This window comes from Staphylococcus arlettae (assembly GCF_025560845.1).
GTDB lineage: Bacteria > Bacillota > Bacilli > Staphylococcales > Staphylococcaceae > Staphylococcus > Staphylococcus arlettae.
Genome location: NZ_CP094803.1, coordinates 1571465 through 1595023, shown reverse-complemented (window position 1 = coordinate 1595023; position 23559 = coordinate 1571465). Strand labels below are relative to the sequence as shown.

The following is a 23559-nucleotide window of genomic DNA, read 5'->3' as shown; positions in this document are numbered from 1 at the left end:
ATTTAAAGGATTATTTTTTATGTCAATAGACACTTACCGTTATAACAATATTCATATGTTGCTTTTACCGCTTTTTCAGCATCATTGACATCGATACCAAACATCATCGATATTTCTGATGCACCTTGGTTCATCATTTTTAAGTTGATATTAGCTTCTGCTAATGCATGTGTAATTCGGCTAGCAGTACCAACAATTCTATGCATACCTTCGCCGACAACCATTAGGACAGCTAAATCATGTTCTACTCCTAGTTCGTCAACATCACAGTGCTTACGAATATCATTTAGTACTTGTTCTTCAATATTTTTAATTTCTTTGGAGCGCATAATGATACTAATACTGTCTATACCTGAAGGCATATGATCAAAGGAAATATCATAGTCTTCTAAAACACCTAATACTTTTCGAGTAAAACCAACTTGTCTATTCATTAAATATTTCTTAATGTTGATTACTGTAAATCCAGTGTCACAACTAATACCACTAACCACATTATTAGTATTTATCTCTCGATCATGTCTAATAAATGTACCCAAATCATCAGGACGATTTGTATTTTTAATCACTACTGGAATCCTATCTTTATGTAAAGGTTGTAACGCCTCATCGTGGAATACACCAAATCCAGCGTATGACAACTCTCGCATTTCACGATAAGTAATTTCATCAATGACTTGTGGTTGTTTAACAATACCAGGATGTGCACGATAAATCCCCGATACATCTGTGAAGTTCTCATAAATATTTGCTCGGACACCTCTAGCGACAATAGCTCCTGTTATATCGGAACCACCTCTTGGGAATGTCACTACAAAATTTTGGCGTGATATACCAAAGAAACCAGGGATAATTAACTTCTCTTTATAATCTCTTAATTGATATAAATTCTCGTAAGCTTGATCTAAAATTTGAGCATTTTGTGGTAAATCACTTACTACGATACCAGCCTCACCAGGAGAAATATAACGTGTTGGAATACCTTGACTATTATTGTATGCAGCAATTAACTGAGCATTAAAGTCTTCGCCACAAGATAATAACGCATCAAGTAGACGAGATGGTTTTGACTTTAAGTTAAATATATATTGAGTCAATGTGTGATCAAATGTAGTTAACATTGCATCATCCATTTCTAACGCATATACAATATCTGCATAACGTTGAATAATTTCTTCTTGCTTAGGACGATAATCTAAACCTTCTATTACTTTTTCATATAAACGAATAAGCAAATCAGTTGTTTTTGTGTCGTCACTAGTTCTTTTTCCTGGTGCTGATACAATTACAATTTTACGCTCTGGATCAGCATTTACAATATTTAATACTTTTTTTATTTGTTCTGCATTAGATACAGAACTGCCACCGAATTTAGTTACTTTCATAATTTTACAACCTTTCTAAAAAATCAGAAAATTTTGTTTAGTTTTACCTATAACAATGATAGGATATAAATATGTTTCAACAACTTGAGCTTTACAAATTTTGGGAATGAACTTATACTATACCATATTCTAGTATTTTTCAACTGTACAATTGTATTTTTTAGAAGAACAATCGGAGGAATGAACTTATGAAGGAATTAAATGTAGCATTACTTGGTCTAGGTACTGTAGGATCAGGTGTAGTAAAGATTATTGAAGAAAATAGACAACAAATTATTGATACGATTAATAAAGATATTAATATTAAACATATATTAGTGAAAGATAAATCACGTAAAAGACCAATTAATGTTTCTAAATATCATTTAACTGAAGATGTAAACGATATTTTAGAAGATGATTCAGTAGATATTGTAGTAGAAGTTATGGGAGGTATTGAACCAACAGTAGATTGGTTGAAAGGTGCCTTGAGTCAGAAGAAACATGTCATTACTGCAAATAAAGATCTTCTAGCTGTGCATTTAAGAGTATTAGAAGATTTAGCAGAACAAAATGGTGTCGCATTGAAATATGAAGCAAGTGTTGCAGGTGGCATTCCGATAGTAAATGCAATTAATAATGGATTAAATGCAAATAACATTAGTAAATTTATGGGGATTCTCAACGGTACATCTAACTTCATCCTAAGTAAGATGACTCGCGAAGAAACATCTTTTGACGACGCTTTAGCTGAAGCACAGCGTCTAGGATTTGCTGAAGCGGACCCAACTGATGATGTCGAAGGTATCGATGCAGCTCGAAAAGTGGTTATCACTTCTTATTTATCATTTAATCAGGTCATTAATCTAACTGATGTGCAACGCACGGGTATTAGTGATGTTAGTTTAGCAGACATAAAAGTTGCTGATGAACTTGGCTATAAAATTAAATTGATTGGTAAAGGAACATATGAAAATGGGCAAGTGAATGCTTCTGTGGCACCAACATTAATAAGTAAAGCACATCAACTAGCTTCAGTGGAAGATGAATTTAATGCAATTTATGTAATCGGTGATGCAGTCGGTGAAACTATGTTCTATGGTAAAGGTGCTGGTAGTTTAGCTACTGGTAGTGCCGTAGCAAGTGATCTATTAAACGTAGCATTACATTTTGAATATGATTTACACACACTGCCGCCACATTTTGAATTGAAAACAGAAAAAACAAAAGAAATGATCGACGATGAATCTGATACGATTACATTAAAAGAAAAAGAAAACTACTATGTAGTAGTAGACAAGCAAGGTTTAACTGCAAAAGATATTGCAGAAACTATTAAAGGTGCATTACCATTGCACAAAAATTTAGATGTTCAAGAAAGAAATCAAGATACGGTAAGTTTAATTGTTTATGGTGTAGACGATTCACCGCAACAATCAATTGAAGCAGCAGGTTTACAAGTAAATAAAGTATATCCAGTAGAAGGGGTTCATGCATAATGAAAAGATGGCAAGGTTTAGTAGAGGAATTTAAAACATTTTTACCAGTTAATGAAAATACACCTAAAGTAACTTTAAATGAAGGGCAAACACCTTTAATTTATTGTGAAAATTTATCAGAAATGTTAGATATCGAATTATACGTAAAATATGAGGGTGCAAATCCTACTGGTTCATTTAAAGATAGAGGCATGGTTATGGCAATGACTAAAGCAAAAGAAGAAGGCAAAAAAATTGTTATATGTGCATCCACTGGTAATACATCAGCTTCTGCTGCTGCTTATGCAGCAAGAGCAGGTTTAAAAGCAATTGTTGTAATTCCAGAGGGCAAAATTGCTTTAGGTAAATTATCACAGGCAGTTATGTATGGTGCTGAAATTGTCTCAATAGAAGGAAATTTTGATGAAGCTTTAGAAATTGTTAAAGAAGTTGCAGAAAACGGCGAAATTGAGTTGGTTAACTCTGTTAATCCTTATCGTATCGAAGGACAAAAAACAGGTGCTTTTGAAGTAGTTCACCAACTTGACGGTGAGGCACCTGATATTTTAGCTATTCCAGTTGGCAATGCTGGTAATATTACAGCTTATTGGAAAGGTTTTAAAGAATATCATGATCAATTAAATACCCAATTACCACAATTGTTTGGATTCCAAGCAGAAGGAGCTTCACCTATCGTTCAAAATAAAGTAGTGAAAAATCCAGAAACAGTTGCAACTGCAATACGTATTGGTAACCCTGCAAGTTGGTCTAAAGCTACGAATGCTTTGGAGGAATCAAATGGTCAAATCGATAGTGTAACAGATGAGGAAATTTTAGAAGCTTATAAACTGATGACAACTAAAGAAGGCGTATTTAGTGAACCAGCTAGTAATGCTTCCATTGCTGGTTTGATTAAACTTCACCGAGCAAACAAATTACCTAAAGGTAAAAAAGTAGTGGCAGTATTAACAGGCAATGGTTTAAAAGACCCAGATACTGCTATTTCATTATTAGATAACCCTATTAAACCTCTACCAAACGATAGACAAAGCATTCTAGATTATATTAAAGGGGCACTATAGTATGGTGAAAAGTTTAAATATCAAAATACCGGCATCTACAGCTAATTTAGGTGTCGGTTTTGATTCTATTGGTATGGCATTAAATAAATTTTTGTATTTACAAGTAACAATTACGAATGATGAACAATGGCATTTTCATCATATAGGTCCGAATGTAGAAGGATTACCTACTGACGAATCACATTATATTTATCAAATAGCACAACAAGTTGCCTTAAAATATGATGTAGTTTTGCCTGCATTATCCATCGAAATGCGCAGTGATATTCCCTTAGCACGTGGCTTAGGTTCATCAGCGTCAGCGTTAGTTGGTGCTTTATACATAGCAAATTATTTTGGTGATATTGAGCTCTCGCAGTATGAATTATTACAATTAGCTACTGAATTCGAGGGACATCCTGATAACGTAGCACCAACGATTTATGGTGGTCTAGTGTTAGGCTACTATAATGAAGTGGAAAATGTTACTGAAGTTTCTAGTATCGATACACCTAAAGTGGATGTAATTATCACAGTGCCGTCATATGAATTACGTACAGATGATTCAAGAAATGTGCTGCCAGACACATTTTCGTATAAAAAGGCAGTGCAAAATAGTGCAATCAGTAATACTATGATCAGTGCGTTAATTCAACATAATTATGAATTGGCAGGCAAAATGATGGAGCAAGATGGGTTTCATGAGCCTTTCCGACAACATTTAATACCGGAGTTTGCACAAGTTAAAGCAATTGCAAAATCTCATCAAGCATACGCAACTGTAATTAGTGGTGCAGGTCCTACCATATTAACGCTTATAAGCAAGGAAAAAAGTGGGAAATTAGTAAGAGCGTTAAAAAATGAATTTTCACAGTGTCGCTCAGAACTAGTGACAATTAATGAAACTGGTGTAACATCTGAACTCGTATACCATTCATAATTTTTTGTAGTATGATAGGACTATAGGGTTAATTGGAAAGGAGCACTACAACATGAGTAAATATAAGTTAATTGTCATGGACATGGATGATACATTGATGAACCATGAAAATCAAGTAGGAGAAGAAACAAAAGACTATCTTATTAAAATACAAGACGAAGGTTACAAAGTAGTATTAGCATCAGGTAGACCGACTGAAGGTATGCTACCTACAGCACGATTGTTAAATTTAGATGCACATCAAAGTCATGTTATCAGTTATAATGGTGGCAATACTGTGGATGTAGCTACGGAAAATGTAACAGTCAATAAACCAGTATCAAAAGAAAACTTTGATCAAATTGTTGATTACTGCAGAAAAAAATCATTTTTCGTTTTAACATATCATGATGGCCACATTATTTATGAAGGTGAACATGAATACATGAATATTGAAGCTGAATTAACGGGTTTACCTATGAAAAAAGTTGATGATTTAAAAGCCTATATTCAAGATGCTGTGCCGAAAGTTATGGGTGTAGATTATGTCTGTAATATTGTATTAGCTAAAAGTGATCTTGCTGGTTCCTTCAACGATGAAATAGATGTTACTACAAGTAAACCATACTTCCTTGAATTTATGGCTAAAGATGTTTCAAAGGGGAATGCGGTGAGTGCGTTGTGTGATAAACTAGGGATTAGTTTAGAAGAGGTTATTGCTTTTGGTGATAGTTCTAACGATATATCTATGCTTTCAGTAGTTGGTCATGCTGTTGCTATGGGTAATGCCAATGATGAAGTGAAATCCATTGCTGATGAAGTTACCTTATCAAATGCAGACAATGGTATACCTCATACGTTAAAACAAAAATTATAACCAATGATAGAATTAAAGAAATAAATATGGGAAACACGTTTTACAGTTAAGTCTTAAATAAACAAAACTGTGAAACGTGTTTTTATAATTTAATAAATGATTTATTAGAGCATAATAAAGAGAAAGTTATAGATTTTGTTATTACTGACAAACTAAATTTAATAGTAAAAAACTGACTTCATAACTTGTATGAAGTCAGCGTAGATTAATGGTCAACTGTAACATAGGCAACTAGAAAAATAGAGCTTACTTTATCTCTTAGCAAAATTTATAGTAGTCGTGACTTAAGCTATTTAGCTGTATGTGTCCACTCATTTTTGCCTCGATGACGTTTTACGTGGGCATAAACTTGGTCTGCAGCATAATCTAAATTAGTATAAACTGTAATTGCAAATGCTGATTGATTTTCAGCAAACGGCTCTTCTAAAAACAGTGATTTTAAATGCTCATATAAGTTTTCCATTTGATCGTGTTTAAGGCTACTATATTCTCGTAGAGTTCGCTTAATTAATTGGTCGTGTAGATTTTCTAATGATTGTACAACAATAACAAAGCGTTCTTCTGGTTTGAGTACATCATCGAATAAATTTGTTTGTCCAACCATAATTTTCCACCTCAAGTACTTGATTTTCTTTAATTATACTATATTACGATACAGGTTAAAATAATTGAATACAAAATATTACCAAAGGTACAAATTTGTGAGGGCTAGTTAAGTAAACATAATAAAAGGACAAAACGGGGAAACCGTTTTGTCCTTTACTTAGAGTTATTCATATTTATTATCTAAGTTAATGTCTTCAAGTTTGATAACTTTTGTTTGGAACATAAATTTATGTGTAAGGTAAATAATGAGTAAGATGAATAGTGGTACGATATTTCTTAATAATCCAGCAATATCGCCAGCTATAATAGTACCTACTGAGTTACCAACAAATAAAAATAGTAAAGCTATAATTACCACAATTGGACCAAATGGATAAAATGGAGCTTTATATGGTAAGACTTGTTGCGCATCTTTATTTTGCTTTTTAATAGCCATGCGTAATCGTATTTGTGCTAAAATACTTGAACCCCATACAATGATAACTAAAGAGCCAATGATATTTAATAATGTAAATACGATATTAGATTGAAATTGAGCAAGGACAATAACTGCCAACACAACGATGAAAGTAGTTAATATCGCAGCGATAGGTAATTTTGTACCTTTATTTAAACGTGCCAAAAATTTAGGTGCTAATTTATCATGTCCCATCGAAAATAACATTCGACTTGAAGTATATAATCCAGAATTCGCTGCAGATAATAGTGATGTCAAAATGACAGCATTTATGACTGAAGCTGCAAAAGCGATACCGACACGATCAAAAACAATAGTGAATGGGCTTTGGCTAACAGATTCACTTTCGTTTAGCAGTAATGGATCAGTATATGGGATAATTGCAGCAATAACTGCAATAGACAATACATAGAATAATAAAATTCTCCAAAATACTTGTTTAATTGCTTTTGGCATTGAACGATGAGGATTGTCAGATTCTCCCGCAGTAACAGCTACTACTTCAGTACCCCCAACTGAGAATCCAGCGATTAATAAAACTCCCAAAAAGCCTGACAAGCCACCGACAAAAGGTGCTTCGCCGATAGAGTAGTTTGTAATACCATACGTTTTTCCACCTAAAATACCAACTATCATTAATACGCCAATAACAATAAAGATTAAGATAGTTACTACTTTAATTAACGATAACCAAAATTCAGCTTCTCCAAATGCTTTGACTGAGAAAATATTAAGTAAAAATAATATGACTAAAAAGATCATGCTCCATGTCACAGTGGAAAAGAAATGAAATACATCCCAATAACTTAATACGCTAGCTGCAATAATAATATCCACACTTGCAACAAGCGTCCAAATCACCCAATATAACCAACCCATAGTAAAACCTAATGAACTATCTACAAAACGTGTAGCATATGAGCTAAACGAGCCGGAGACAGGATAAAATGTTGCTAATTCTCCAACTGAAGACATAAGGAAATATAACATGATTCCAATAATTAAATATGCTGCTATGGCCCCACCCGGACCAGCTTGTGATACAACGCTACCTGTGGCAACGAATAGTCCAGTACCGATAGCGCCGCCAATGGCAATCATAGAAATATGACGTGAACTGAGACCTCGATTTAATTTATTTTGTTCCATAATAAGGCTCCTATTTACTTTTAAATTTTGTATACACACTATTTTAATGCTTTTGAGAACCACAAGCAAATATTTTTTATAACTTTAAAGCAATAAAGCGTAAAGAGAATTCAGAAAAATGCGATTTTTAATAGTGGTTTTATTGATTTGAACATAGGGTATACATTAAAATATGTAGTAGATAATAATTATTATTATCTGAACAAATAGGGGGTTATTCGTATGAGCGAACGTAAAAAATTGACAGGTCTTTTTGGTACACCAGTATCTGACAGAGAAAATAGTATGACAGCAGGACCAAGAGGCCCTTTACTTATGCAAGACTGGTATTTTTTAGAACAAATGGCACATTTTGATAGAGAAGTTATACCTGAACGACGTATGCATGCTAAAGGTTCAGGTGCATTTGGCACATTCACAGTAACAAATGACATTACTAAATACACGTGTGCAAGCATATTTTCTGAAGTAGGTAAACAAACTGAAATGTTCGCACGTTTTTCAACGGTTGCAGGTGAACGTGGTGCAGCTGATGCAGAACGTGATATTCGTGGCTTTGCATTGAAATTTTACACAGATGAAGGGAACTGGGATTTAGTAGGTAATAATACGCCAGTATTCTTCTTTAGAGATCCTAAATTATTTGCAAGTTTAAACCACGCAGTAAAACGTGATCCTAGAACAAATATGAGAAGTTCTCAAAATAATTGGGACTTTTGGACATCATTACCAGAAGCACTTCATCAAGTGACAATTTTAATGACTGATCGTGGTATTCCTAAAGGATTTAGAAATATGCATGGCTTTGGTTCTCATACGTATTCAATGTATAATGATAAAGGTGAACGTGTATGGGTGAAATTCCACCATAGAACACAACAAGGTATTGAAAATTTACAACCAGAAGAAGCAGCTCAAACTATTGCTTATGATAGAGAATCTTCACAACGCGATTTATTTGAAGCGATAGAAAATAAAGATTATCCAAAATGGAAAATGTATATTCAAGTAATGACAGAAGAACAAGCTAAAAAGCATAAAGATAATCCATTTGATTTAACAAAAGTTTGGTACAAAGGAGATTATCCATTAATTGAAGTTGGTGAATTTGAATTAAATCGTAATCCGGATAACTATTTCCAAGATGTAGAACAAGCTGCATTTGCACCAACTAATATCGTTCCCGGATTAGATTTTTCACCAGATAAAATGTTACAAGGGCGTTTATTCTCTTATGGAGACGCACAACGTTATAGATTAGGCGCAAACCATTGGCAAATCCCAGTAAATCAACCTAAAGGTGTTGGAGTTGAAAATATTTGCCCATTCAGTAGAGATGGTCAAATGCGCATTTTAGATAATAACCAAGGCGGTAGACCACATTACTATCCAAATAGCGAAGGTGCATTTGAAGATCAACCGCAATATAAAAAACCACCATTAGAAGTAGAAGGTACTGCTTATGAACATAACTTCAGAGAAGACGATGACAACTACTTCGAACAACCAGGAAAATTATTTAGACTACAATCTCCTGAGCAACAAGAGCGTATGTTTGTAAATACAGCTAATGAAATGGAAGGAACAACTCTAGAAGTTCAACACCGTCATATTCGTCATTGCTATAAAGCAGATGAAAATTATGGTAAAGGTGTTGCAGCAGCGTTAGGCATAGATATTGCAGACGTTGATCTTGAAGCGAAAGATTAAGTAGTAAAGTTGTAAATTACATTTAACATTAGAACTTTATAGATTAGATATATTTTATAGCAAGTGTGTAATCAAAAATGACATAATTTGATTACACACTTGTTTTTTTATAATAAAAAAATCATCACCAAAGTGATGATTGGTAATGCTTGTCGTATTCAAAAGATAAGAATTACTTATTTTGTTTCACGATGTAATGTATATTTATTTAATCTTGGGCAATATTTTTTCATTTCGATACGCTCAGGATTTGTACGTTTGTTTTTAGTACTAATATAATTACGATCGCCACATTCTGTACAAGCTAATGTAATATTTACGCGCAAAGTTAACACCCTTTCTACAATTAGGAATACTTACGATTTAAAATTTTAGCATATGTCACATTGTTGCGCAAGGGAAAAACGTGCTATTAGGTCACAAAGATATTGAAGATAATGATTTAATGATACACCAACAATTAATTGGACGATGTTAGTATCATTTAAGTTAAGACAGACAAAGATCATAAATCTACTATTATAAATAACAAGTAAATGTCTGCTTGGTTTTGGATTGTAATTATAGATAAAAACTTTCACTTGATATTTAAGAATGATGTGATATTATTAAAACGTAATTATTACGATTTGTAGGAGGAAAGTTATATGGCAAAAAAATCTAAAGTAGTAAAAGAACAAAAAAGAGAAGCATTAGTTAATAAATATTATGACTTGCGTAAAGAATTAAAAGCAAAAGGTGACTATGAAGCTTTACGAAAATTACCAAGAGATTCATCACCAACACGTTTAACAAGACGCTGTAAGGTTAGTGGCAGACCTAGAGGTGTGTTGAGAAAATTTGAAATGTCTAGAATTGCATTTCGTGAACATGCACATAAAGGTCAAATTCCTGGTGTGAAAAAATCTAGTTGGTAATTTAAGACGTAAGTCCGTTTACATTTAAAGTAAAACATTGTATATTATCTAATGGTAATACAGTAATATTGTTCGTGAAAAAACGTTTTCATTATCGAAAGCTGAGTGAATGAGATGTTATATACTGTAAAAACTTACCATTAGTTTTATGTTTTATTATAAATGTTAGGAGTTTTATATTATTATGAAAATTTTTGATTATGAAGATGTGCAATTGATACCAAATAAATGTATTGTGAGTAGCCGTTCTGAATGTAATACAGAAATTAAATTTGGACCGCGAACTTTTAAGTTGCCTGTAGTACCAGCAAATATGCAAACAGTTATGAATGAAGAGTTAGCGGAATGGTTTGCGGAGCAAGACTATTTTTATATAATGCATCGTTTTGACGAAGCGGCACGTATTCCATTTGTTAAAAAAATGCAGAATAAAGGTCTATTTGCTTCAATTTCTGTCGGAGTAAAGGCACCAGAATTTGATTTTGTAAAACAGTTAGCAGCTGAAGCGTTAGTGCCTGAATACATTACAATTGATATTGCACATGGTCATAACGATTCGGTCATTAATATGATAAAACATATTAAAACGCATTTACCTGAGACATTTGTCATTGCAGGAAATGTTGGAACACCTGAAGGCGTTCGTGAATTGGAAAATGCTGGTGCAGATGCTACAAAAGTAGGTATTGGACCTGGACGCGTATGTATCACTAAAATTAAAACAGGTTTTGGTACAGGTGGTTGGCAATTAGCTGCTTTAAACCATTGTAGTAAAGCAGCGCGTAAACCGATGATTGCTGATGGTGGTATTAGAACGCATGGTGATATAGCGAAATCTATGCGTTTTGGAGCATCTATGGTTATGATTGGTTCTCTTTTTGCAGCACATGAAGAATCTCCAGGAGAAACAGTAGAACTTGAAGGTAAGTTATACAAAGAATATTTTGGTAGTGCTTCGGAATATCAAAAAGGTGAACATAAAAATGTTGAAGGTAAAAAAATGTTTGTTGAACACAAAGGTTCACTACAAGATACTCTAATTGAAATGCAACAAGATTTACAGAGTTCAATTTCTTATGCAGGCGGTAAAGATTTGAATTCGTTACGAAAAGTAGATTATGTGATTGTGCGTAATTCTATCTTTAACGGTGATAGAGACTAAAATACGTAGGTGATGAAGATTAGAAAAATATTATTATATAGTTTAATTTTTTTATGCATAGTATTGATTGTGCCAATAAAAGAGTCACCCTTTATGTTAGACGTTCAACAAGAGGTCAAAGCAAAAATTAATGCTTGGCAAACTAATCAGTCATCATCTACGAAGTCACTCAAAGTGCCAAGTGAACAACAATTTGCTTTAAGTAATATTCAAATGAATATGGATAAAGCAGACGTTGAAAATAAATTTGGAGAAGCTAAGAGTGTAACTTCCAATGAATATGGTACGAGTTGGCATACTTATTATACTGGTGATTATAGTAACTTTGTGATGGTCAGTTATTTAGACGACAAAGTCAATGCACTTTATACGAATCAAAATTCAATTACATCACAGTCAAAAATCAAGTATGGTACACCTAAAGATGTCGTAAGAGACAGATTAGGAGAACCAATTACTGAAAAGAAAAAAGGAAATGTTAGATACCAAATTGAGAATGATGAATATGACACATTTCATGAAAATCAAATCTATACAACGGCATTCTATGATAAACATCAAGATAATGGTTTAACAGCAATACTATTGGTAAGTGATCAGCTTGAACAACGATTGCAAGGACAATATGGTGCACCATCTGAAGCATTAAAAGAAGGTTTTGAACGCCAAAACTTTGAAATTGTAAATGCTGAAAGAAAACAACATCAATTATCTACATTGAATTATGATAGTGATGTTTCAGATACAGCAAGAAAACATAGTAAAGATATGGCGGAGAATGATTATTTTGATCATACCAACTTAGATGATGAATCCCCATTTGATCGTTTGAAAGCTGATGATATTAAATTTAATGCTGCAGGCGAAAATTTAGCTTATGGTCAAATGAATAGTATTTATGCACACGAAGGCTTAATGAATTCATTAGGACATAGAAAAAATATCTTACGTTCTAGTTATAATGAGTTAGGAGTAGGCGTCGCTTTTAATAATGAGCGTCAACCTTATTGGACGGAAAACTATACTAACTAATGTTTGGTGATGAAATGTTAGGGTATCTTATAAAGGTAAGGATGAGATGCTAATGACAATACATGAAAAACATAAATCGGAAGATATATTAGAACGAGTAAAAGAAGTTCTAGACAAAAAAGAAGATAAAGATACAAAATAGAGGCTATGCCGTGACGGCATAGCCTCTTAGTTTGTATGTGTGATTACAAGTTATTATGTTAAATAGTGCTGAATGAGAGTGCTTGGAGACTATTACATTTCACGGAATAATCCGACCACTTTACCAAGTACAGAAACTTGATTTAAATAGATTGGGTTCATTGAGCTATTTTCTGGTTGTAATCTATAGCGCGTTTTTTCTTTATAAAATCGTTTAACAGTTGCTTCATTGTCTTCTGTCATAGCTACAATAATATCTCCGTTTTCTGCAATTGTTTGACTACGCACAATCACTTTGTCGCCATCTAAAATACCAGCTTCGATCATACTGTCTCCAACAACATTTAAAATGAAAATATCGCTGTTATGTGTAGAAGTAAAATGTTCTGGTAAAGGGAAGTATTCTTCTACATTTTCCACTGCAGTAATCGGTATGCCGGCAGTGACTTTACCAATAACTGGTACGTGAATTGTATCTTCGTTATTTATTGGTTCTCCAAGTTGGTCGCTGACAATTTCTATTGCACGTGGTTTTGTAGGATCACGTTTGATATAGCCTTTTTCTTCTAATCTAGATAAATGACCATGAACAGTTGAACTAGAAGCTAAACCGACAGCTTCTCCAATTTCACGAACACTTGGTGGATAACCTTTGGATTGCACGATTTGCTTTATATAATCGAAAATTTCATTTTGTCGTTTTGTTAATTCTCTCATAATAGGCACTCCCTAATTTAATTTAATCCAATTATAGCATGAATTGAAATTTGTTACAAACGTTTGTTCGTTTTGTATTGACTAAGAACACGTGTTCTGTTAAAGTATTTTTACAAACAAATGTTCTAGGAGAGATACTATATGAATTCTATCTATATGTCACAAATCAAAACATATTTATTAATACTTGTTACTACGATGCTGTTATGTACTATATTTGTACTAACGGCAGATATAAATAATAATAGAGAACAAACGTACGAAATGACTGATCATAAAATAACTACAGAGCACAAAGAACAAAATAATAATCAATTACAACAAGATTTAAATAGCGAACAAGCATCGAACCAAACGATGGCAGTAATTAAATAATTAGAATGATAAAAAAGAGCGAATGCATTTAGTTCCGCTCTTTTTTTTGTTAAAATTTATATGATATAAATCTATGGAGGTTATTATGACTGAATCAAATGGTGTAGATATTAATAGAATTAATGAATTAGCTAGAAAGAAAAAAGCACAAGGGCTAACTGAAAAAGAAGCGAAGGAACAATCTAAATTACGTAAAGCTTATTTAGAATCGTTTAGAAAAGGCTTTAAGCAGCAATTAGAAAGCACAAGGGTCATTGATCCAGAAGGAAACGATGTGACGCCAGATAAAATCAAAAAAGTATTGGATGAAAAAGACCAAGATAAAAGATAATCTAATTTTTTGTTAATTATAAGTTAAATAAGTTATAATAATATATGAATCATGCTATTTAAGAAAGGAAGTCATATTAGATGTTTAATGAAAAAGACCAACTAGCGATTGATACAATAAGAGCCTTAAGTATTGATGCTATTGAAAAAGCAAATTCAGGCCACCCAGGTTTACCAATGGGCGCAGCTCCAATGGCATACACTTTATGGACACGCCATTTGAATTTTAATCCTCAATCAAAAGATTTCTTTAACAGAGACAGATTCGTATTGTCTGCAGGACATGGTTCTGCATTACTTTACAGTTTATTACATGTTTCAGGTAGTTTAGAATTAGAAGAATTAAAACAATTTAGACAGTGGGGTTCTAAAACTCCTGGTCATCCAGAGTTCAAACATACGGATGGTGTCGAAGTTACTACAGGTCCACTAGGACAAGGTTTTGCTATGTCAGTAGGTATGGCTTTAGCAGAAAAACATTTAGCAGGTAAATTTAATAAAGAAGATGCTAACGTTGTAGATCATTACACTTACGTTCTTGCATCAGATGGTGACTTAATGGAAGGTATTTCTCATGAAGCAGCATCATTTGCAGGACATAATCAATTAGACAAATTAATTGTTTTATATGATTCCAATGATATTTCATTGGACGGAGAGTTAAATAAAGCATTCTCTGAAAATGTAAAAGAACGTTTCGAAGCTTATGGTTGGGAACATATCTTTGTTAAAGATGGTAACGATTTAGAAACAATTGACAAAGCAATTGAAGATGCTAAATCTAGTAATAAACCAACAATCATTGAAGTGAAAACAATTATCGGCTATGGTGCGCCTAATAAACAAGATACAAATGGCGTTCATGGTGCACCACTAGGTGAAGACGAAAGAAAATTAGCATTTGAAAATTACGGATTAGATCCAGAAAAACGTTTCTTCGTACCAGAAGAAGTATATGAAATTTTCCAAACTCAAATGTTAAAACGTGCAAACGAAAATGAAGAAGCTTGGAATAACTTAGTAGAAGAATATAGTTCAAAATACCCAGAATTAGCTGAAGAATTTAAATTAGCTATTAGTGGTAAATTACCAACAAATTATAAAGACGTGTTACCTAAATATGAAGCAGGTCATAGTGGTGCTTCTCGTGCTGATTCAGGTGATGTAATTCAAGCAATCAGTCAAAGCGTACCATCATTCTTCGGTGGCTCAGCTGACTTAGCTGGTTCAAACAAGTCAAATGTTAAAGAAGCAGTTGACTTTACTCCGGAAACACCTGAAGGTAAAAATATTTGGTTTGGTGTACGTGAATTCGCAATGGGTGCTGCAGTGAATGGTATGGCTGCTCACGGTGGTTTACATCCATATGGTGCAACATTCTTCGTATTTAGTGACTACTTAAAACCAGCACTAAGACTATCATCAATTATGGGCTTAAATTCAACATTTATCTTCACACACGATTCAATTGCTGTAGGTGAAGATGGTCCAACACATGAACCAGTAGAGCAATTAGCAGGTTTAAGAGCGATTCCTAACATGAATGTGATTCGTCCAGCTGATGGAAATGAAACACGTGTCGCTTGGGAAGTTGCATTAGAGTCAGAAAACACACCAACTTCACTTGTATTAACGCGTCAAAACTTAACTGCTTTAGACTTACCAGAATCAGTTGTTGAAGAAGGCGTACGTAAAGGTGCGTATGTAGTTTATGAATCAGAAAAAGATGCTGAATTCTTATTATTAGCGACTGGTTCAGAAGTAAACTTAGCAGTTGATGCAGCTAAAGATTTAGATGCACAAGGTAAAGGTGTACGAGTAGTTTCTATGCCTAACTGGCACGCATTTGATCAACAATCAGCTGAGTATAAAGAATCAGTAATCCCATCATCAATTACAAAACGTATTGCAATTGAAATGGCATCTTCTCTAGGCTGGCATAAATATGTTGGTACTGAAGGTAAAGTTATCGGTATTGATACATTTGGTGCTAGTGCTCCTGGTGACTTAGTCGTAGAAAAATACGGTTTCACTAAAGAGAATGTGTTAAATCAAATTCAAACATTTTAATAATTTGTAGTTATGTAAAGGCTGGGACATTAAGGTGTCCTAGCCTTTAATTTTATCGTTACAAAATGTTGATGGATAAACATGCTTCAAGTCATGTTGTTTTTATCATGATTCAAAAAATTTTAAGTGTACAGTAAATTAACATGTCATTTTCTATTGAAAGTTACATAAATTAAAGCTAAATTAGTGGTTGAACTTATGTTCTTGTAAGTGTATTTACAAAGTGAATTTAATATTGATATAATACATAAGGTTACAGGAGTTTGAAGCTAAACTTCCTTGAAATTAAACATTTAATTTAGTAAAATGCATTAGGATAGGAAAGTGGGTGAAACAATGGCAGTTTGGTTAGCAGTTTTATTAATCGTAATAGCACTAATCATTGGATTAGTAGGTGGTTTCTTCTTAGCAAGAAAATATATGATGGATTATTTCAAAAAGAACCCACCAATTAATGAAGAAATGCTTCGTATGATGATGATGCAAATGGGTCAAAAACCATCGCAAAAGAAAGTAAATCAAATGATGACAATGATGAACAAAAACATGGACTCAAACATGAAGAAGTCTAAATAATGCATAATGACGGTATTTAAAGCACTTTTGTAAGTGTCAATAAATACCGTCATTTTTGCTACTGGCAACAAATTGGCAACAAAACTACAAACTATTATTATATGCGTTGGTTAGAATAGATTGTAATTCCTTTTCGGTGTTCGGATATAAATGACCGTACGTGTTCGCAGTAGTTGTTATATCTGAATGTCCTAGATGTTTAGATATTGTGTATAGCTGTACGTTGTTATTAATTAATAGTGTTGCGTGAGAATGGCGCAGGTTGTGAACTTTAATTGGTTTGACGTTTGCTTTTTCAATACCAATTTTAAATTGTTTGTTCACATTTGCTAATGCCATTGGTTTTGATATACTTCTTACTGTAAAAATAAAATCATCGTTATTAACGTATTTAAACTTTTCTATTTGATATTGTTCTAATTCTTTTAATTGTTCTATTACGTGTTTTGGTATCGTTATTGTACGTTCTGACGGGGTAGTTTTAACCGTTGTGATTGTTTTGTCGTTCCATGAGTTATTGATTTCTATTTCTTCATTTTCAAAATCAACATCGCAATATCGTAAGGCTAATATTTCGCCTTTACGAGCGCCGGACCAAAACAAGACCATGAACAACGTTTTATATACCACGTTGTCTACTACATTTATAAAGTGATTAAATTCGTCTATAGTCCAATATTCTTGTTTGCGACGTTCTTCATGTTTAGGTAGTGATACAACTTTTACAACATTTCGTGACAGATTGTAGAAGTTAACAGCAAAGTTAAAAATAGCAGACAAATTGCGCCGTATATTGCCTAACATTGAATTGCTATAATTATTGAAAATAGATTGGTAAAAATCGTCGATATGTTTTGGTTTGATATTTTTTATCGGTGTTGTTCTAAAATAGGGAATCAGAATGTGGTTAATTAAATTATTTTGATTATAAATAGTAGTTTCTTTTTTACGCCCGTTTGAATATTGCATAAACCTTTCGGCTATTTCACGAAATGTATATTGTGCTTCAATTTCTGTATCGTAAGTTTCCAAAAATTTTTGTTGAGCAATTAAAGCATCTTTCTTTTTAGCGAACCCTCTTTTTTTCTTGTGTACTTTTTCGCCTTGTACATTCTCAACTCTTACAGAATAAAACCATTTATTTGTGTTAGGATCTTTATGGACTGTCATTACAATTCACTCATTTCTGCGGTTACAAAATGATTATAAAGCATTGTCAATCTTTGTCTTGCTACCTCATAAGAACAATGAAAATAACTTGCTAGTTCACTTTCTGTAAATAATTCATTAGCCTCAATTTCTTTTTGAGGATATTGGAAAAGAAAACTAAATTTTTCAGCCTCGTTTTCTTGTTTTTCATTAAATAATTCATTCATAAACATTTGATTTGTTTCATGCATCATTACATGAGCAAATTCATGTATGAAATCTTCCCACATTTTAGTAGCACTATCTATTTTGATAGATATAACATCAAATCCCTTTTGTATAAAATAACCACTGGCATCTTCGTTATATAACACGAAGATATTATAATAATTACTTATACTTTCAATATTTTTGTCGATATGATTATTGTCTAATTCTTCGATTATATTATTCACTAAACTTTCAATTTTCATTATATATCCCCCTTATACAGAACGTATGTTCTTTTGTGCTGTAAAAAAATAACGGTATTGATTAGTTACCGTCATTTTTTTGAATTGCTTTCATAATTAAATAGTCTGCTTGGTCCTCTAGTGTGTCCAATATTCTTTGGCGTTCTTCATTTGATAAATTGTCAAATGCTACTTTATTTTTAAACATAATAGCTTGATAATTTTCCATATTTTTTTCTGAATCCCCAACAATATCGTTTGTTGTACAATCAAGAGCGTGTGCTAGACTAACAATTTGTTTGTAGTTTGGTATTGTGTAGCCTCGTTCGATATTGGATATAATTTGTTTAGTTTGGTTCGTTTTCCTTGCTAACATTGTTTGGGTTAATCCTTTTTGCTTGCGAATGAATTTTATTTGATTACCTACTTTTGACAATTGGTTGCCTCCTTGTATGCTCAATTAAATTGCTAATTATAATAGCTATTCTTCACCTCTATTTTGTTCTTCAAAATCTCTTTGTGTAACAGGTTCATCGTTTTCTATTCTTCTTGCTAATTCTTCCATTGTGTAAAAAGGTATTTTTACCATTCCTTTTTCCTCTAAAGAATTATTTTCTTGTTCATTCTCATTCATTGTTAGCCTCCTGATTATAACCACCTTGTGAGGGTGCGGTTTGTAAACCGTGTGGAGAATTTTTAGAGAGTTCTCTCATTCTTTCAATTTCCGCATCGGTAGGGTTATCCATATCAATACCTTCATTTATAGCTTGTTCTCTTGCTGGGTTGTATATGCCTTCTTGTTGCGCTGGTTGCTTTTGCGCTTGTTGCTGTTGTGTTGGTTGCTTTTGCTGTTGTGCTGGTTGTTCTCTCGTTTGAGGAGATTGATTTGTTGTTTGTTGTTCTTGTGTGTTAACTTGCTCTTGCGATTGATTGTTGCTAGTCACATTTTCTTTGTTAGATTTTTCTTTTTTACTTTCAGATTTTTCGTCATTTGAATTGCTTTTATTTTTATCTTCAGATTTTCTTTCTTTTCCTTCCTTTTTATCATTTTCATTCACTTTCTTATTAGATGACTTATTTTCTTTTTTGTCTTCCGACTTGTATTCTTCTTGACTACATGCCGATAAAATTAGAAAACTTGTCATTAAAAGAGTAATTATTTTTTTAATTTGCGACATCTCCTTTGTATTAAATTATTTATCTTCTTTACTCTTTTGATATTTATAAATTAAAAAATCTGCTTGTTCACGCAATGTTTCTAAAACTTTTTCTCGTTCTTCTGGAGATAAACTATCAAATGCATCTTTATCTCTAAACATTTGTACATCATCTTCTTGTTCGCCTGAATATTCTTCTTTTTCTCTTCCTAATAAGTAGTCTACTGATACATCGAAGTAATCAGCTATTAATCTTAAATGTTCTGAATTAGGATTTGCTTTTTGCCATCTTCTAATTTGTCCATTTGATAAATCTAATTTTCTTTCTAGTTCTGCGATAGTCATAGACCTATTATTAGCAAGTTTTTTTACCACTTGATAAGTATTCATTTTAGCCTCCACTTTTTATTTTTTAGAAATCCATCTAATTAATTGTTGACTAATAGTCAAATATCTATTATAGTTTAAGTATGCTAATTACTAAGCCAATAAAAAAACAAATTCGTTGGGGAACGGAATAACTGTTTGTTTAAAGGCACTTATCTATAAAATGATGGGTTTATTTATCTATGCTTATATATTAGCTTAACGCATTAGATAAGTCAATAATTAGTTGAATATCTAATTAGGAGGTAATATAAATGCCAACAACAGAATTTGGATTGAAAGTTCGAACAGAATTACTTAAACGTAATATGTCTAGTAAGCAATTGGCAGACATGCTAGGTATTTCTGGTGCTTATATGTCCGACATTTTACGCGGACGTAGAGATGCATTTGAACAAAAGAAACGTATCGCAAAAATATTGGAAATAAAAGAAGTTTCTAAATAAAAGGAGGCAATCAAAATGCAAGTATTACAAGAAGTACAAATAGAAAATAATTCAGAATTAGGTCCAGTTGTTTCAAGCAGAACAGTAGCGGAGGAATTGAGAAGAGAGCACAAGAATGTAAGAAGAGATATAGATCAAATTTTAATACGCTCAGATTTGAGCACATTAATTATTCCTAGTAAATATAAAGATTCAAGAGGTCGAACACAAAATGAATATCTTTTAACCAAAGACGGTTTCACTTTATACATGTTCAACATTCAAGGTCATAACGATTTCAAAATGGCTTATATTAATAAGTTTAATGAAATGGAAAAACAACTAAAGCAACCAATTGCTAGTTATATGATAGAAGATCCAGTGAAAAGAGCTGAGCAATGGATAGCTGAACAAAAAGAGAAGAAACAATTAGAACTTGAAAACAACATGAACAAACAAAAGGTAGCTGAATATGAGCCTAAAGCATCATATTTAGACACAATACTAAATAATAAAAGTTTAGTAACGGTAGGGCAAATTGCTAAAGATTATGGTATGTCGGCACAATCGCTTAATAAATTGCTACATGATTTAAAAGTACAGTATAAACAATCGGGGCAATGGTTACTTTACTCAAATATACAAGATAAAGGCTACACGCATTCATCTACAACAGAGATTGAACATAAAGACGGAAGCACATCGGTAAGAATGAATACTAAGTGGACGCAAAAAGGGCGTTTATATATCTATGAGTTGCTTAAAGAGAACGATATTTTACCAACAATTGAAAAATAAATTGATAGATAGGAGGAAATGAAATGAACAAAATACCATACCCATTTTTATACATTATACGTAAGGAATACGGACATTCTCAAAAAGATATTGCAAAGAAACTTAGCATTTCTGCACAACACTATCAATTAAAAGAAACTGGTAAAGCAAATTTCACACTACCAGAAGCAAAAATTCTATCTGAGGTATATGAAATGCCTATAAATGATTTATTCAGTAGTTCAATAAAACCAAGTAGTTAAGGAGAGAATGTAATGCAAATTAACGTGTGCGGTATTAATTACGATGTGATTCAAGTTACAGAAGTTGATAACGATCCAAGTTGTTTAGGACTTTGTATATATAGAGAAAGTCTTATACAGATAAAAAATGGATTATCAACCGAGCGTAAAAAACAAGTGCTAATGCATGAGTTATTACATGCAATACTATATGAAGCAGGTTATGAGGAGCATAATGAAGAACAAGTCAAAAGTTTATCAGTAGTAATTAATCAAGTTATCGCTCAGAACAATATCAAAGCCACTCTAAATGAATTAGAACAGCTTTCATTAGGAGTATAACAAAATGAATTTTTTGGAGGAATAAGAATGAATAAATCAAAATTAATAAATAGTATAACTTGTGCGTCAATTGCTTTTTATGTAATTAAAAAATGTGTGGAAAAAGAAAAGTTAAATCGTATAAAAAAGAAAAATATAGGATTGAGAGATTATACCGGAGATACATTATTTGAATTGATGAATAATATTAAACGAAAAAAGAACCCTGAGCTTATCAGAGAAACTACAGGGTTGTTAGAAGTATGGTTAGATAATATTGACTAAATCACCTCCTTTCTCAAGGAGTATAACAAAACAAATTGAATAACAGGAGGTATCAAAATGACAAAAAAGATTTTACATGAAAAAGATAGATATAAAGCATCAATCAAAAAAATAAAAGGACTACAATTAATAGCCCTTAATATTATAATTATTAGCTTTACTTATCAGTTCTTCAAACTGTGGTATTTGGAGTTTAAAGGATTTGATAACAAGCGTAAAACTTTAAAATACTACTTTAGAACAGCTAAATATTTTCAATCGGTTTTAGATGAATTAACTTTATCCCATAAAGATAATTGAATTTTAGCGCTAGTTTTCATGATTTTCTTTAAATTTAATTTATCAGTACGAGTGAGTGGTTTCGTGATTTCAATGCTAGCGATTAAATTATCAATTTCTTTATCATGATCACTCCAATGTTCATCTACAAATTCATTAATATCTATTTTAATCATCTCCTTTCATTAGGAGTATAGTAAAACAAATTCTTTAGGAGGAATCACAGTGAAAGACTTTAAAAATTTACACAAGAGAGCGTTAAAAATTATCGAACTAGTAGAAAAAGAAGAATGGAGCGAAGAGGAATATATTGCAGTCATAGACCTCTTACACCTCCAAAATAAAAGTTATTTACCAGAATTATCTAAATGTGAAACGACATTATAAAAATGTTGATACATCTTACTAGTGTTTTCTGCACTTGTTTGAGAATGCATAGCTTTGTTATTAACTCTAATATTCAAATGTTCTAAATAACTTTTAGTTAGCTCTAAAGCAATTTCTTTATCTGACAATTTAATACACCTCCTTTCTCAAGGAGTATAACAAAAACTGAATTTTTGGAGGAATAAGAATGAATAATAAAACAGCGATTGTATTTACATTTAAAAATAATGAAAGATTAATAATGGGTACATTGACAGGTAACTTAGAAAATATAGCCGAAATCAAGAAAGAAGACTTTCCTTTAAAAGAGCCATCAAAATACGACAATATTTTTATCGCAATTGATGGCTTAGAATATAGAATTTTATAACCCTAAAAAGTTTGATGCCACTTTACTAGCAAGGTTTTGAAGTACAGGAATTGAGACTGAAGATAATTGAGATGCTTGTTTTTTTGTCTCTGACCAGACTTTAGCATCTCTAATATCTTCTAACAATTGATGTCCTTCAAATGTCATTGAGTTTACTTTATAAAAAGCGAAATAAGCTTCGCCTTTTGCAAACGTAACATTGATATAACCGGCATCGCTTAATCTTTTAAGAGTATATAAAATTTCTTTTGATGTATACTCTGACAATTGTTCATCGCTTTCAAAATTGTCTTTACTAGCACCTTCAAGGGTATAATCTAGCTTTTCAATTGTCAGTAGTATATCCCTAATACAATCGTGCTTTAGTTCCATAAATTCACCTCCTTT

At 32.4% G+C, this 23559-nt stretch carries 33 protein-coding genes; 20 read left to right on the top strand and 13 right to left on the bottom strand.

Translation table 11 applies throughout. The features are described from left to right. Positions 1–17 precede the first annotated feature (17 nt). Positions 18–1385 carry an aspartate kinase gene (locus tag MUA37_RS07840; protein ID WP_021458831.1) on the bottom strand — a complete coding sequence of 456 codons (1368 nt, stop codon included), beginning with the start codon at positions 1383–1385 and terminating at the stop codon, positions 18–20. Positions 1386–1573: 188 nt separating this feature from the next. Here MUA37_RS07840 and MUA37_RS07835 point away from each other — a divergent pair, with 188 nt between their 5' ends. Genes MUA37_RS07835 through MUA37_RS07820 form a run of 4 tightly spaced genes read left to right on the top strand, consistent with a single transcriptional unit; the run spans position 1574 to position 5699 of the window. Further along, entirely contained in the window at positions 1574–2863 is a 1290-nt protein-coding gene (locus tag MUA37_RS07835; RefSeq protein WP_002511050.1) for a homoserine dehydrogenase, read from the top strand. Next, complete coding sequence (thrC, locus tag MUA37_RS07830; RefSeq protein WP_002511051.1) at positions 2863–3924, top strand: threonine synthase; 1062 nt, start codon at positions 2863–2865, stop codon at positions 3922–3924. Before MUA37_RS07835 ends, thrC begins: the two co-directional genes overlap by 1 nt. Before the next feature lies 1 nt (position 3925). Beyond that, complete coding sequence (gene thrB / locus MUA37_RS07825; protein WP_002511052.1) at positions 3926–4843, top strand: homoserine kinase; 918 nt, start codon at positions 3926–3928, stop codon at positions 4841–4843. 52 nt (positions 4844–4895) lie between these two features. After that, positions 4896–5699, top strand: a complete 804-nt coding sequence (locus tag MUA37_RS07820; RefSeq protein WP_021458830.1) for a Cof-type HAD-IIB family hydrolase — start codon at positions 4896–4898, stop codon at positions 5697–5699. Positions 5700–5988: 289 nt separating this feature from the next. On the opposite strand, the gene MUA37_RS07815 is transcribed toward MUA37_RS07820, so the two are convergent. Together MUA37_RS07815 and MUA37_RS07810 are read right to left on the bottom strand one after the other, a co-directional pair. Then, positions 5989–6303 (bottom strand): hypothetical protein, encoded by a 315-nt coding sequence (locus MUA37_RS07815; protein WP_002511054.1) that lies wholly within the window; start codon positions 6301–6303, stop codon positions 5989–5991. Positions 6304–6468: 165 nt separating this feature from the next. Beyond that, positions 6469–7911, bottom strand: a complete 1443-nt coding sequence (locus MUA37_RS07810; protein WP_002511055.1) for an amino acid permease — start codon at positions 7909–7911, stop codon at positions 6469–6471. Positions 7912–8133: 222 nt separating this feature from the next. Between MUA37_RS07810 and MUA37_RS07805 the strand changes: the two genes are divergently transcribed. Then, on the top strand, positions 8134–9621 hold the full coding sequence (locus MUA37_RS07805; RefSeq protein ID WP_021458829.1) for a catalase: 1488 nt from the start codon (positions 8134–8136) through the stop codon (positions 9619–9621). 176 nt (positions 9622–9797) lie between these two features. On the opposite strand, the gene rpmG is transcribed toward MUA37_RS07805, so the two are convergent. After that, entirely contained in the window at positions 9798–9947 is a 150-nt protein-coding gene (rpmG, locus tag MUA37_RS07800; RefSeq protein ID WP_002511057.1) for a 50S ribosomal protein L33, read from the bottom strand. A 321-nt stretch (positions 9948–10268) separates the two neighbouring features. Here rpmG and rpsN point away from each other — a divergent pair, with 321 nt between their 5' ends. The 3 genes from rpsN (at position 10269) to MUA37_RS07785 (ending at position 12732) form a co-directional block, all read left to right on the top strand. Further along, entirely contained in the window at positions 10269–10538 is a 270-nt protein-coding gene (rpsN, locus tag MUA37_RS07795; protein WP_002511058.1) for a 30S ribosomal protein S14, read from the top strand. 184 nt (positions 10539–10722) lie between these two features. Next, positions 10723–11700, top strand: a complete 978-nt coding sequence (guaC, locus tag MUA37_RS07790; RefSeq protein ID WP_002511059.1) for a GMP reductase — start codon at positions 10723–10725, stop codon at positions 11698–11700. 9 nt (positions 11701–11709) lie between these two features. Further along, on the top strand, positions 11710–12732 hold the full coding sequence (locus MUA37_RS07785) for a CAP domain-containing protein (protein ID WP_262624475.1): 1023 nt from the start codon (positions 11710–11712) through the stop codon (positions 12730–12732). A gap of 234 nt (positions 12733–12966) precedes the next feature. On the opposite strand, the gene lexA is transcribed toward MUA37_RS07785, so the two are convergent. Continuing rightward, the gene (gene lexA / locus MUA37_RS07780; RefSeq protein WP_002511061.1) at positions 12967–13590 is read right to left on the bottom strand and encodes a transcriptional repressor LexA; all 624 of its coding nucleotides are present in this window, start codon (positions 13588–13590) and stop codon (positions 12967–12969) included. A 141-nt stretch (positions 13591–13731) separates the two neighbouring features. On the opposite strand from lexA, the gene sosA reads away from it, so the two are divergent. From sosA to MUA37_RS07760, 4 genes are all read left to right on the top strand, one after another. Continuing rightward, positions 13732–13965, top strand: a complete 234-nt coding sequence (sosA, locus tag MUA37_RS07775) for a DNA damage-induced cell division inhibitor SosA (protein WP_002511062.1) — start codon at positions 13732–13734, stop codon at positions 13963–13965. Positions 13966–14050: 85 nt separating this feature from the next. Then, on the top strand, positions 14051–14296 hold the full coding sequence (locus tag MUA37_RS07770; RefSeq protein ID WP_002511063.1) for a DUF896 domain-containing protein: 246 nt from the start codon (positions 14051–14053) through the stop codon (positions 14294–14296). Between the two features lie 80 nt (positions 14297–14376). Then, positions 14377–16365: a transketolase gene (tkt, locus tag MUA37_RS07765; protein ID WP_262614850.1), complete on the top strand. Its 1989-nt coding sequence runs from the start codon at positions 14377–14379 to the stop codon at positions 16363–16365. A 336-nt stretch (positions 16366–16701) separates the two neighbouring features. Then, a complete protein-coding gene (locus MUA37_RS07760; protein WP_002511064.1) occupies positions 16702–16941 on the top strand; it encodes a YneF family protein in 240 nt (79 codons plus the stop codon). An 84-nt stretch (positions 16942–17025) separates the two neighbouring features. On the opposite strand, the gene MUA37_RS07755 is transcribed toward MUA37_RS07760, so the two are convergent. The 6 genes from MUA37_RS07755 to MUA37_RS07730 form a co-directional block, all read right to left on the bottom strand. Further along, positions 17026–18111: a tyrosine-type recombinase/integrase gene (locus tag MUA37_RS07755; protein ID WP_262624474.1), complete on the bottom strand. Its 1086-nt coding sequence runs from the start codon at positions 18109–18111 to the stop codon at positions 17026–17028. Further along, positions 18111–18563 (bottom strand): ImmA/IrrE family metallo-endopeptidase, encoded by a 453-nt coding sequence (locus MUA37_RS07750; protein ID WP_262624473.1) that lies wholly within the window; start codon positions 18561–18563, stop codon positions 18111–18113. The genes MUA37_RS07755 and MUA37_RS07750 overlap by 1 nt, the downstream gene beginning before the upstream one ends. Before the next feature lie 61 nt (positions 18564–18624). Then, on the bottom strand, positions 18625–18978 hold the full coding sequence (locus MUA37_RS07745; protein ID WP_262624472.1) for a helix-turn-helix domain-containing protein: 354 nt from the start codon (positions 18976–18978) through the stop codon (positions 18625–18627). Between the two features lie 45 nt (positions 18979–19023). After that, complete coding sequence (locus MUA37_RS07740; RefSeq protein ID WP_262624471.1) at positions 19024–19176, bottom strand: hypothetical protein; 153 nt, start codon at positions 19174–19176, stop codon at positions 19024–19026. Next, positions 19169–19687, bottom strand: coding sequence for a hypothetical protein (locus tag MUA37_RS07735; protein WP_262624470.1), 519 nt, complete (start codon positions 19685–19687; stop codon positions 19169–19171). Before MUA37_RS07735 ends, MUA37_RS07740 begins: the two co-directional genes overlap by 8 nt. Before the next feature lie 48 nt (positions 19688–19735). Further along, positions 19736–20089, bottom strand: coding sequence for a helix-turn-helix domain-containing protein (locus MUA37_RS07730; RefSeq protein ID WP_262624469.1), 354 nt, complete (start codon positions 20087–20089; stop codon positions 19736–19738). A gap of 251 nt (positions 20090–20340) precedes the next feature. On the opposite strand from MUA37_RS07730, the gene MUA37_RS07725 reads away from it, so the two are divergent. From MUA37_RS07725 to MUA37_RS07695, 7 genes are all read left to right on the top strand, one after another. Beyond that, entirely contained in the window at positions 20341–20532 is a 192-nt protein-coding gene (locus MUA37_RS07725) for a helix-turn-helix domain-containing protein (protein WP_002512332.1), read from the top strand. A gap of 15 nt (positions 20533–20547) precedes the next feature. After that, complete coding sequence (locus MUA37_RS07720) at positions 20548–21309, top strand: phage regulatory protein/antirepressor Ant (protein ID WP_262624468.1); 762 nt, start codon at positions 20548–20550, stop codon at positions 21307–21309. 23 nt (positions 21310–21332) lie between these two features. Further along, the gene (locus MUA37_RS07715; protein ID WP_262624467.1) at positions 21333–21551 is read left to right on the top strand and encodes a helix-turn-helix transcriptional regulator; all 219 of its coding nucleotides are present in this window, start codon (positions 21333–21335) and stop codon (positions 21549–21551) included. A gap of 12 nt (positions 21552–21563) precedes the next feature. Next, entirely contained in the window at positions 21564–21872 is a 309-nt protein-coding gene (locus MUA37_RS07710; RefSeq protein WP_262624466.1) for an ImmA/IrrE family metallo-endopeptidase, read from the top strand. Between the two features lie 27 nt (positions 21873–21899). Then, positions 21900–22136 carry a hypothetical protein gene (locus tag MUA37_RS07705; protein WP_262624465.1) on the top strand — a complete coding sequence of 79 codons (237 nt, stop codon included), beginning with the start codon at positions 21900–21902 and terminating at the stop codon, positions 22134–22136. A 57-nt stretch (positions 22137–22193) separates the two neighbouring features. Next, a complete protein-coding gene (locus MUA37_RS07700; RefSeq protein WP_262624464.1) occupies positions 22194–22436 on the top strand; it encodes a hypothetical protein in 243 nt (80 codons plus the stop codon). 204 nt (positions 22437–22640) lie between these two features. Continuing rightward, positions 22641–22802, top strand: a complete 162-nt coding sequence (locus MUA37_RS07695) for a hypothetical protein (protein WP_262624463.1) — start codon at positions 22641–22643, stop codon at positions 22800–22802. Here MUA37_RS07695 and MUA37_RS07690 read toward each other — a convergent pair. Further along, the gene (locus tag MUA37_RS07690) at positions 22763–22930 is read right to left on the bottom strand and encodes a hypothetical protein (RefSeq protein WP_262624462.1); all 168 of its coding nucleotides are present in this window, start codon (positions 22928–22930) and stop codon (positions 22763–22765) included. The two genes, MUA37_RS07695 and MUA37_RS07690, sit on opposite strands and share 40 nt — an antisense overlap. A 59-nt stretch (positions 22931–22989) precedes the next feature. On the opposite strand from MUA37_RS07690, the gene MUA37_RS07685 reads away from it, so the two are divergent. Further along, positions 22990–23172 (top strand): hypothetical protein, encoded by a 183-nt coding sequence (locus tag MUA37_RS07685; RefSeq protein WP_262624461.1) that lies wholly within the window; start codon positions 22990–22992, stop codon positions 23170–23172. Here the strand turns inward: MUA37_RS07685 and MUA37_RS07680 are convergent. Continuing rightward, complete coding sequence (locus MUA37_RS07680) at positions 23167–23544, bottom strand: DUF2513 domain-containing protein (RefSeq protein WP_262624460.1); 378 nt, start codon at positions 23542–23544, stop codon at positions 23167–23169. The genes MUA37_RS07685 and MUA37_RS07680 overlap by 6 nt on opposite strands. Between the last annotated feature and the right edge of the window lie 15 nt (positions 23545–23559).

What these genes read in the sequence shown, in the direction of transcription:
- MUA37_RS07680 (WP_262624460.1), bottom strand. Translation starts at nt 23,544, where the DNA reads ATGGAACTAAAGCACGATTGTATTAGGGATATACTACTGACAATTGAA.
- MUA37_RS07760 (WP_002511064.1), top strand. Translation starts at nt 16,702, where the DNA reads ATGGCAGTTTGGTTAGCAGTTTTATTAATCGTAATAGCACTAATCATT.
- MUA37_RS07685 (WP_262624461.1), top strand. Translation starts at nt 22,990, where the DNA reads ATGAATAATAAAACAGCGATTGTATTTACATTTAAAAATAATGAAAGA.
- MUA37_RS07720 (WP_262624468.1), top strand. Translation starts at nt 20,548, where the DNA reads ATGCAAGTATTACAAGAAGTACAAATAGAAAATAATTCAGAATTAGGT.
- guaC (WP_002511059.1), top strand. Translation starts at nt 10,723, where the DNA reads ATGAAAATTTTTGATTATGAAGATGTGCAATTGATACCAAATAAATGT.
- MUA37_RS07810 (WP_002511055.1), bottom strand. Translation starts at nt 7,911, where the DNA reads ATGGAACAAAATAAATTAAATCGAGGTCTCAGTTCACGTCATATTTCT.
- MUA37_RS07820 (WP_021458830.1), top strand. Translation starts at nt 4,896, where the DNA reads ATGAGTAAATATAAGTTAATTGTCATGGACATGGATGATACATTGATG.
- MUA37_RS07835 (WP_002511050.1), top strand. Translation starts at nt 1,574, where the DNA reads ATGAAGGAATTAAATGTAGCATTACTTGGTCTAGGTACTGTAGGATCA.
- sosA (WP_002511062.1), top strand. Translation starts at nt 13,732, where the DNA reads ATGAATTCTATCTATATGTCACAAATCAAAACATATTTATTAATACTT.
- MUA37_RS07700 (WP_262624464.1), top strand. Translation starts at nt 22,194, where the DNA reads ATGACAAAAAAGATTTTACATGAAAAAGATAGATATAAAGCATCAATC.
- thrB (WP_002511052.1), top strand. Translation starts at nt 3,926, where the DNA reads ATGGTGAAAAGTTTAAATATCAAAATACCGGCATCTACAGCTAATTTA.
- MUA37_RS07840 (WP_021458831.1), bottom strand. Translation starts at nt 1,385, where the DNA reads ATGAAAGTAACTAAATTCGGTGGCAGTTCTGTATCTAATGCAGAACAA.
- MUA37_RS07730 (WP_262624469.1), bottom strand. Translation starts at nt 20,089, where the DNA reads ATGAATACTTATCAAGTGGTAAAAAAACTTGCTAATAATAGGTCTATG.
- MUA37_RS07770 (WP_002511063.1), top strand. Translation starts at nt 14,051, where the DNA reads ATGACTGAATCAAATGGTGTAGATATTAATAGAATTAATGAATTAGCT.
- thrC (WP_002511051.1), top strand. Translation starts at nt 2,863, where the DNA reads ATGAAAAGATGGCAAGGTTTAGTAGAGGAATTTAAAACATTTTTACCA.
- MUA37_RS07755 (WP_262624474.1), bottom strand. Translation starts at nt 18,111, where the DNA reads ATGACAGTCCATAAAGATCCTAACACAAATAAATGGTTTTATTCTGTA.
- MUA37_RS07705 (WP_262624465.1), top strand. Translation starts at nt 21,900, where the DNA reads ATGAATAAATCAAAATTAATAAATAGTATAACTTGTGCGTCAATTGCT.
- MUA37_RS07805 (WP_021458829.1), top strand. Translation starts at nt 8,134, where the DNA reads ATGAGCGAACGTAAAAAATTGACAGGTCTTTTTGGTACACCAGTATCT.
- tkt (WP_262614850.1), top strand. Translation starts at nt 14,377, where the DNA reads ATGTTTAATGAAAAAGACCAACTAGCGATTGATACAATAAGAGCCTTA.
- MUA37_RS07735 (WP_262624470.1), bottom strand. Translation starts at nt 19,687, where the DNA reads ATGACAAGTTTTCTAATTTTATCGGCATGTAGTCAAGAAGAATACAAG.
- MUA37_RS07710 (WP_262624466.1), top strand. Translation starts at nt 21,564, where the DNA reads ATGCAAATTAACGTGTGCGGTATTAATTACGATGTGATTCAAGTTACA.
- MUA37_RS07725 (WP_002512332.1), top strand. Translation starts at nt 20,341, where the DNA reads ATGCCAACAACAGAATTTGGATTGAAAGTTCGAACAGAATTACTTAAA.
- MUA37_RS07750 (WP_262624473.1), bottom strand. Translation starts at nt 18,563, where the DNA reads ATGAAAATTGAAAGTTTAGTGAATAATATAATCGAAGAATTAGACAAT.
- MUA37_RS07740 (WP_262624471.1), bottom strand. Translation starts at nt 19,176, where the DNA reads ATGAATGAGAATGAACAAGAAAATAATTCTTTAGAGGAAAAAGGAATG.
- lexA (WP_002511061.1), bottom strand. Translation starts at nt 13,590, where the DNA reads ATGAGAGAATTAACAAAACGACAAAATGAAATTTTCGATTATATAAAG.
- rpsN (WP_002511058.1), top strand. Translation starts at nt 10,269, where the DNA reads ATGGCAAAAAAATCTAAAGTAGTAAAAGAACAAAAAAGAGAAGCATTA.
- MUA37_RS07815 (WP_002511054.1), bottom strand. Translation starts at nt 6,303, where the DNA reads ATGGTTGGACAAACAAATTTATTCGATGATGTACTCAAACCAGAAGAA.
- MUA37_RS07715 (WP_262624467.1), top strand. Translation starts at nt 21,333, where the DNA reads ATGAACAAAATACCATACCCATTTTTATACATTATACGTAAGGAATAC.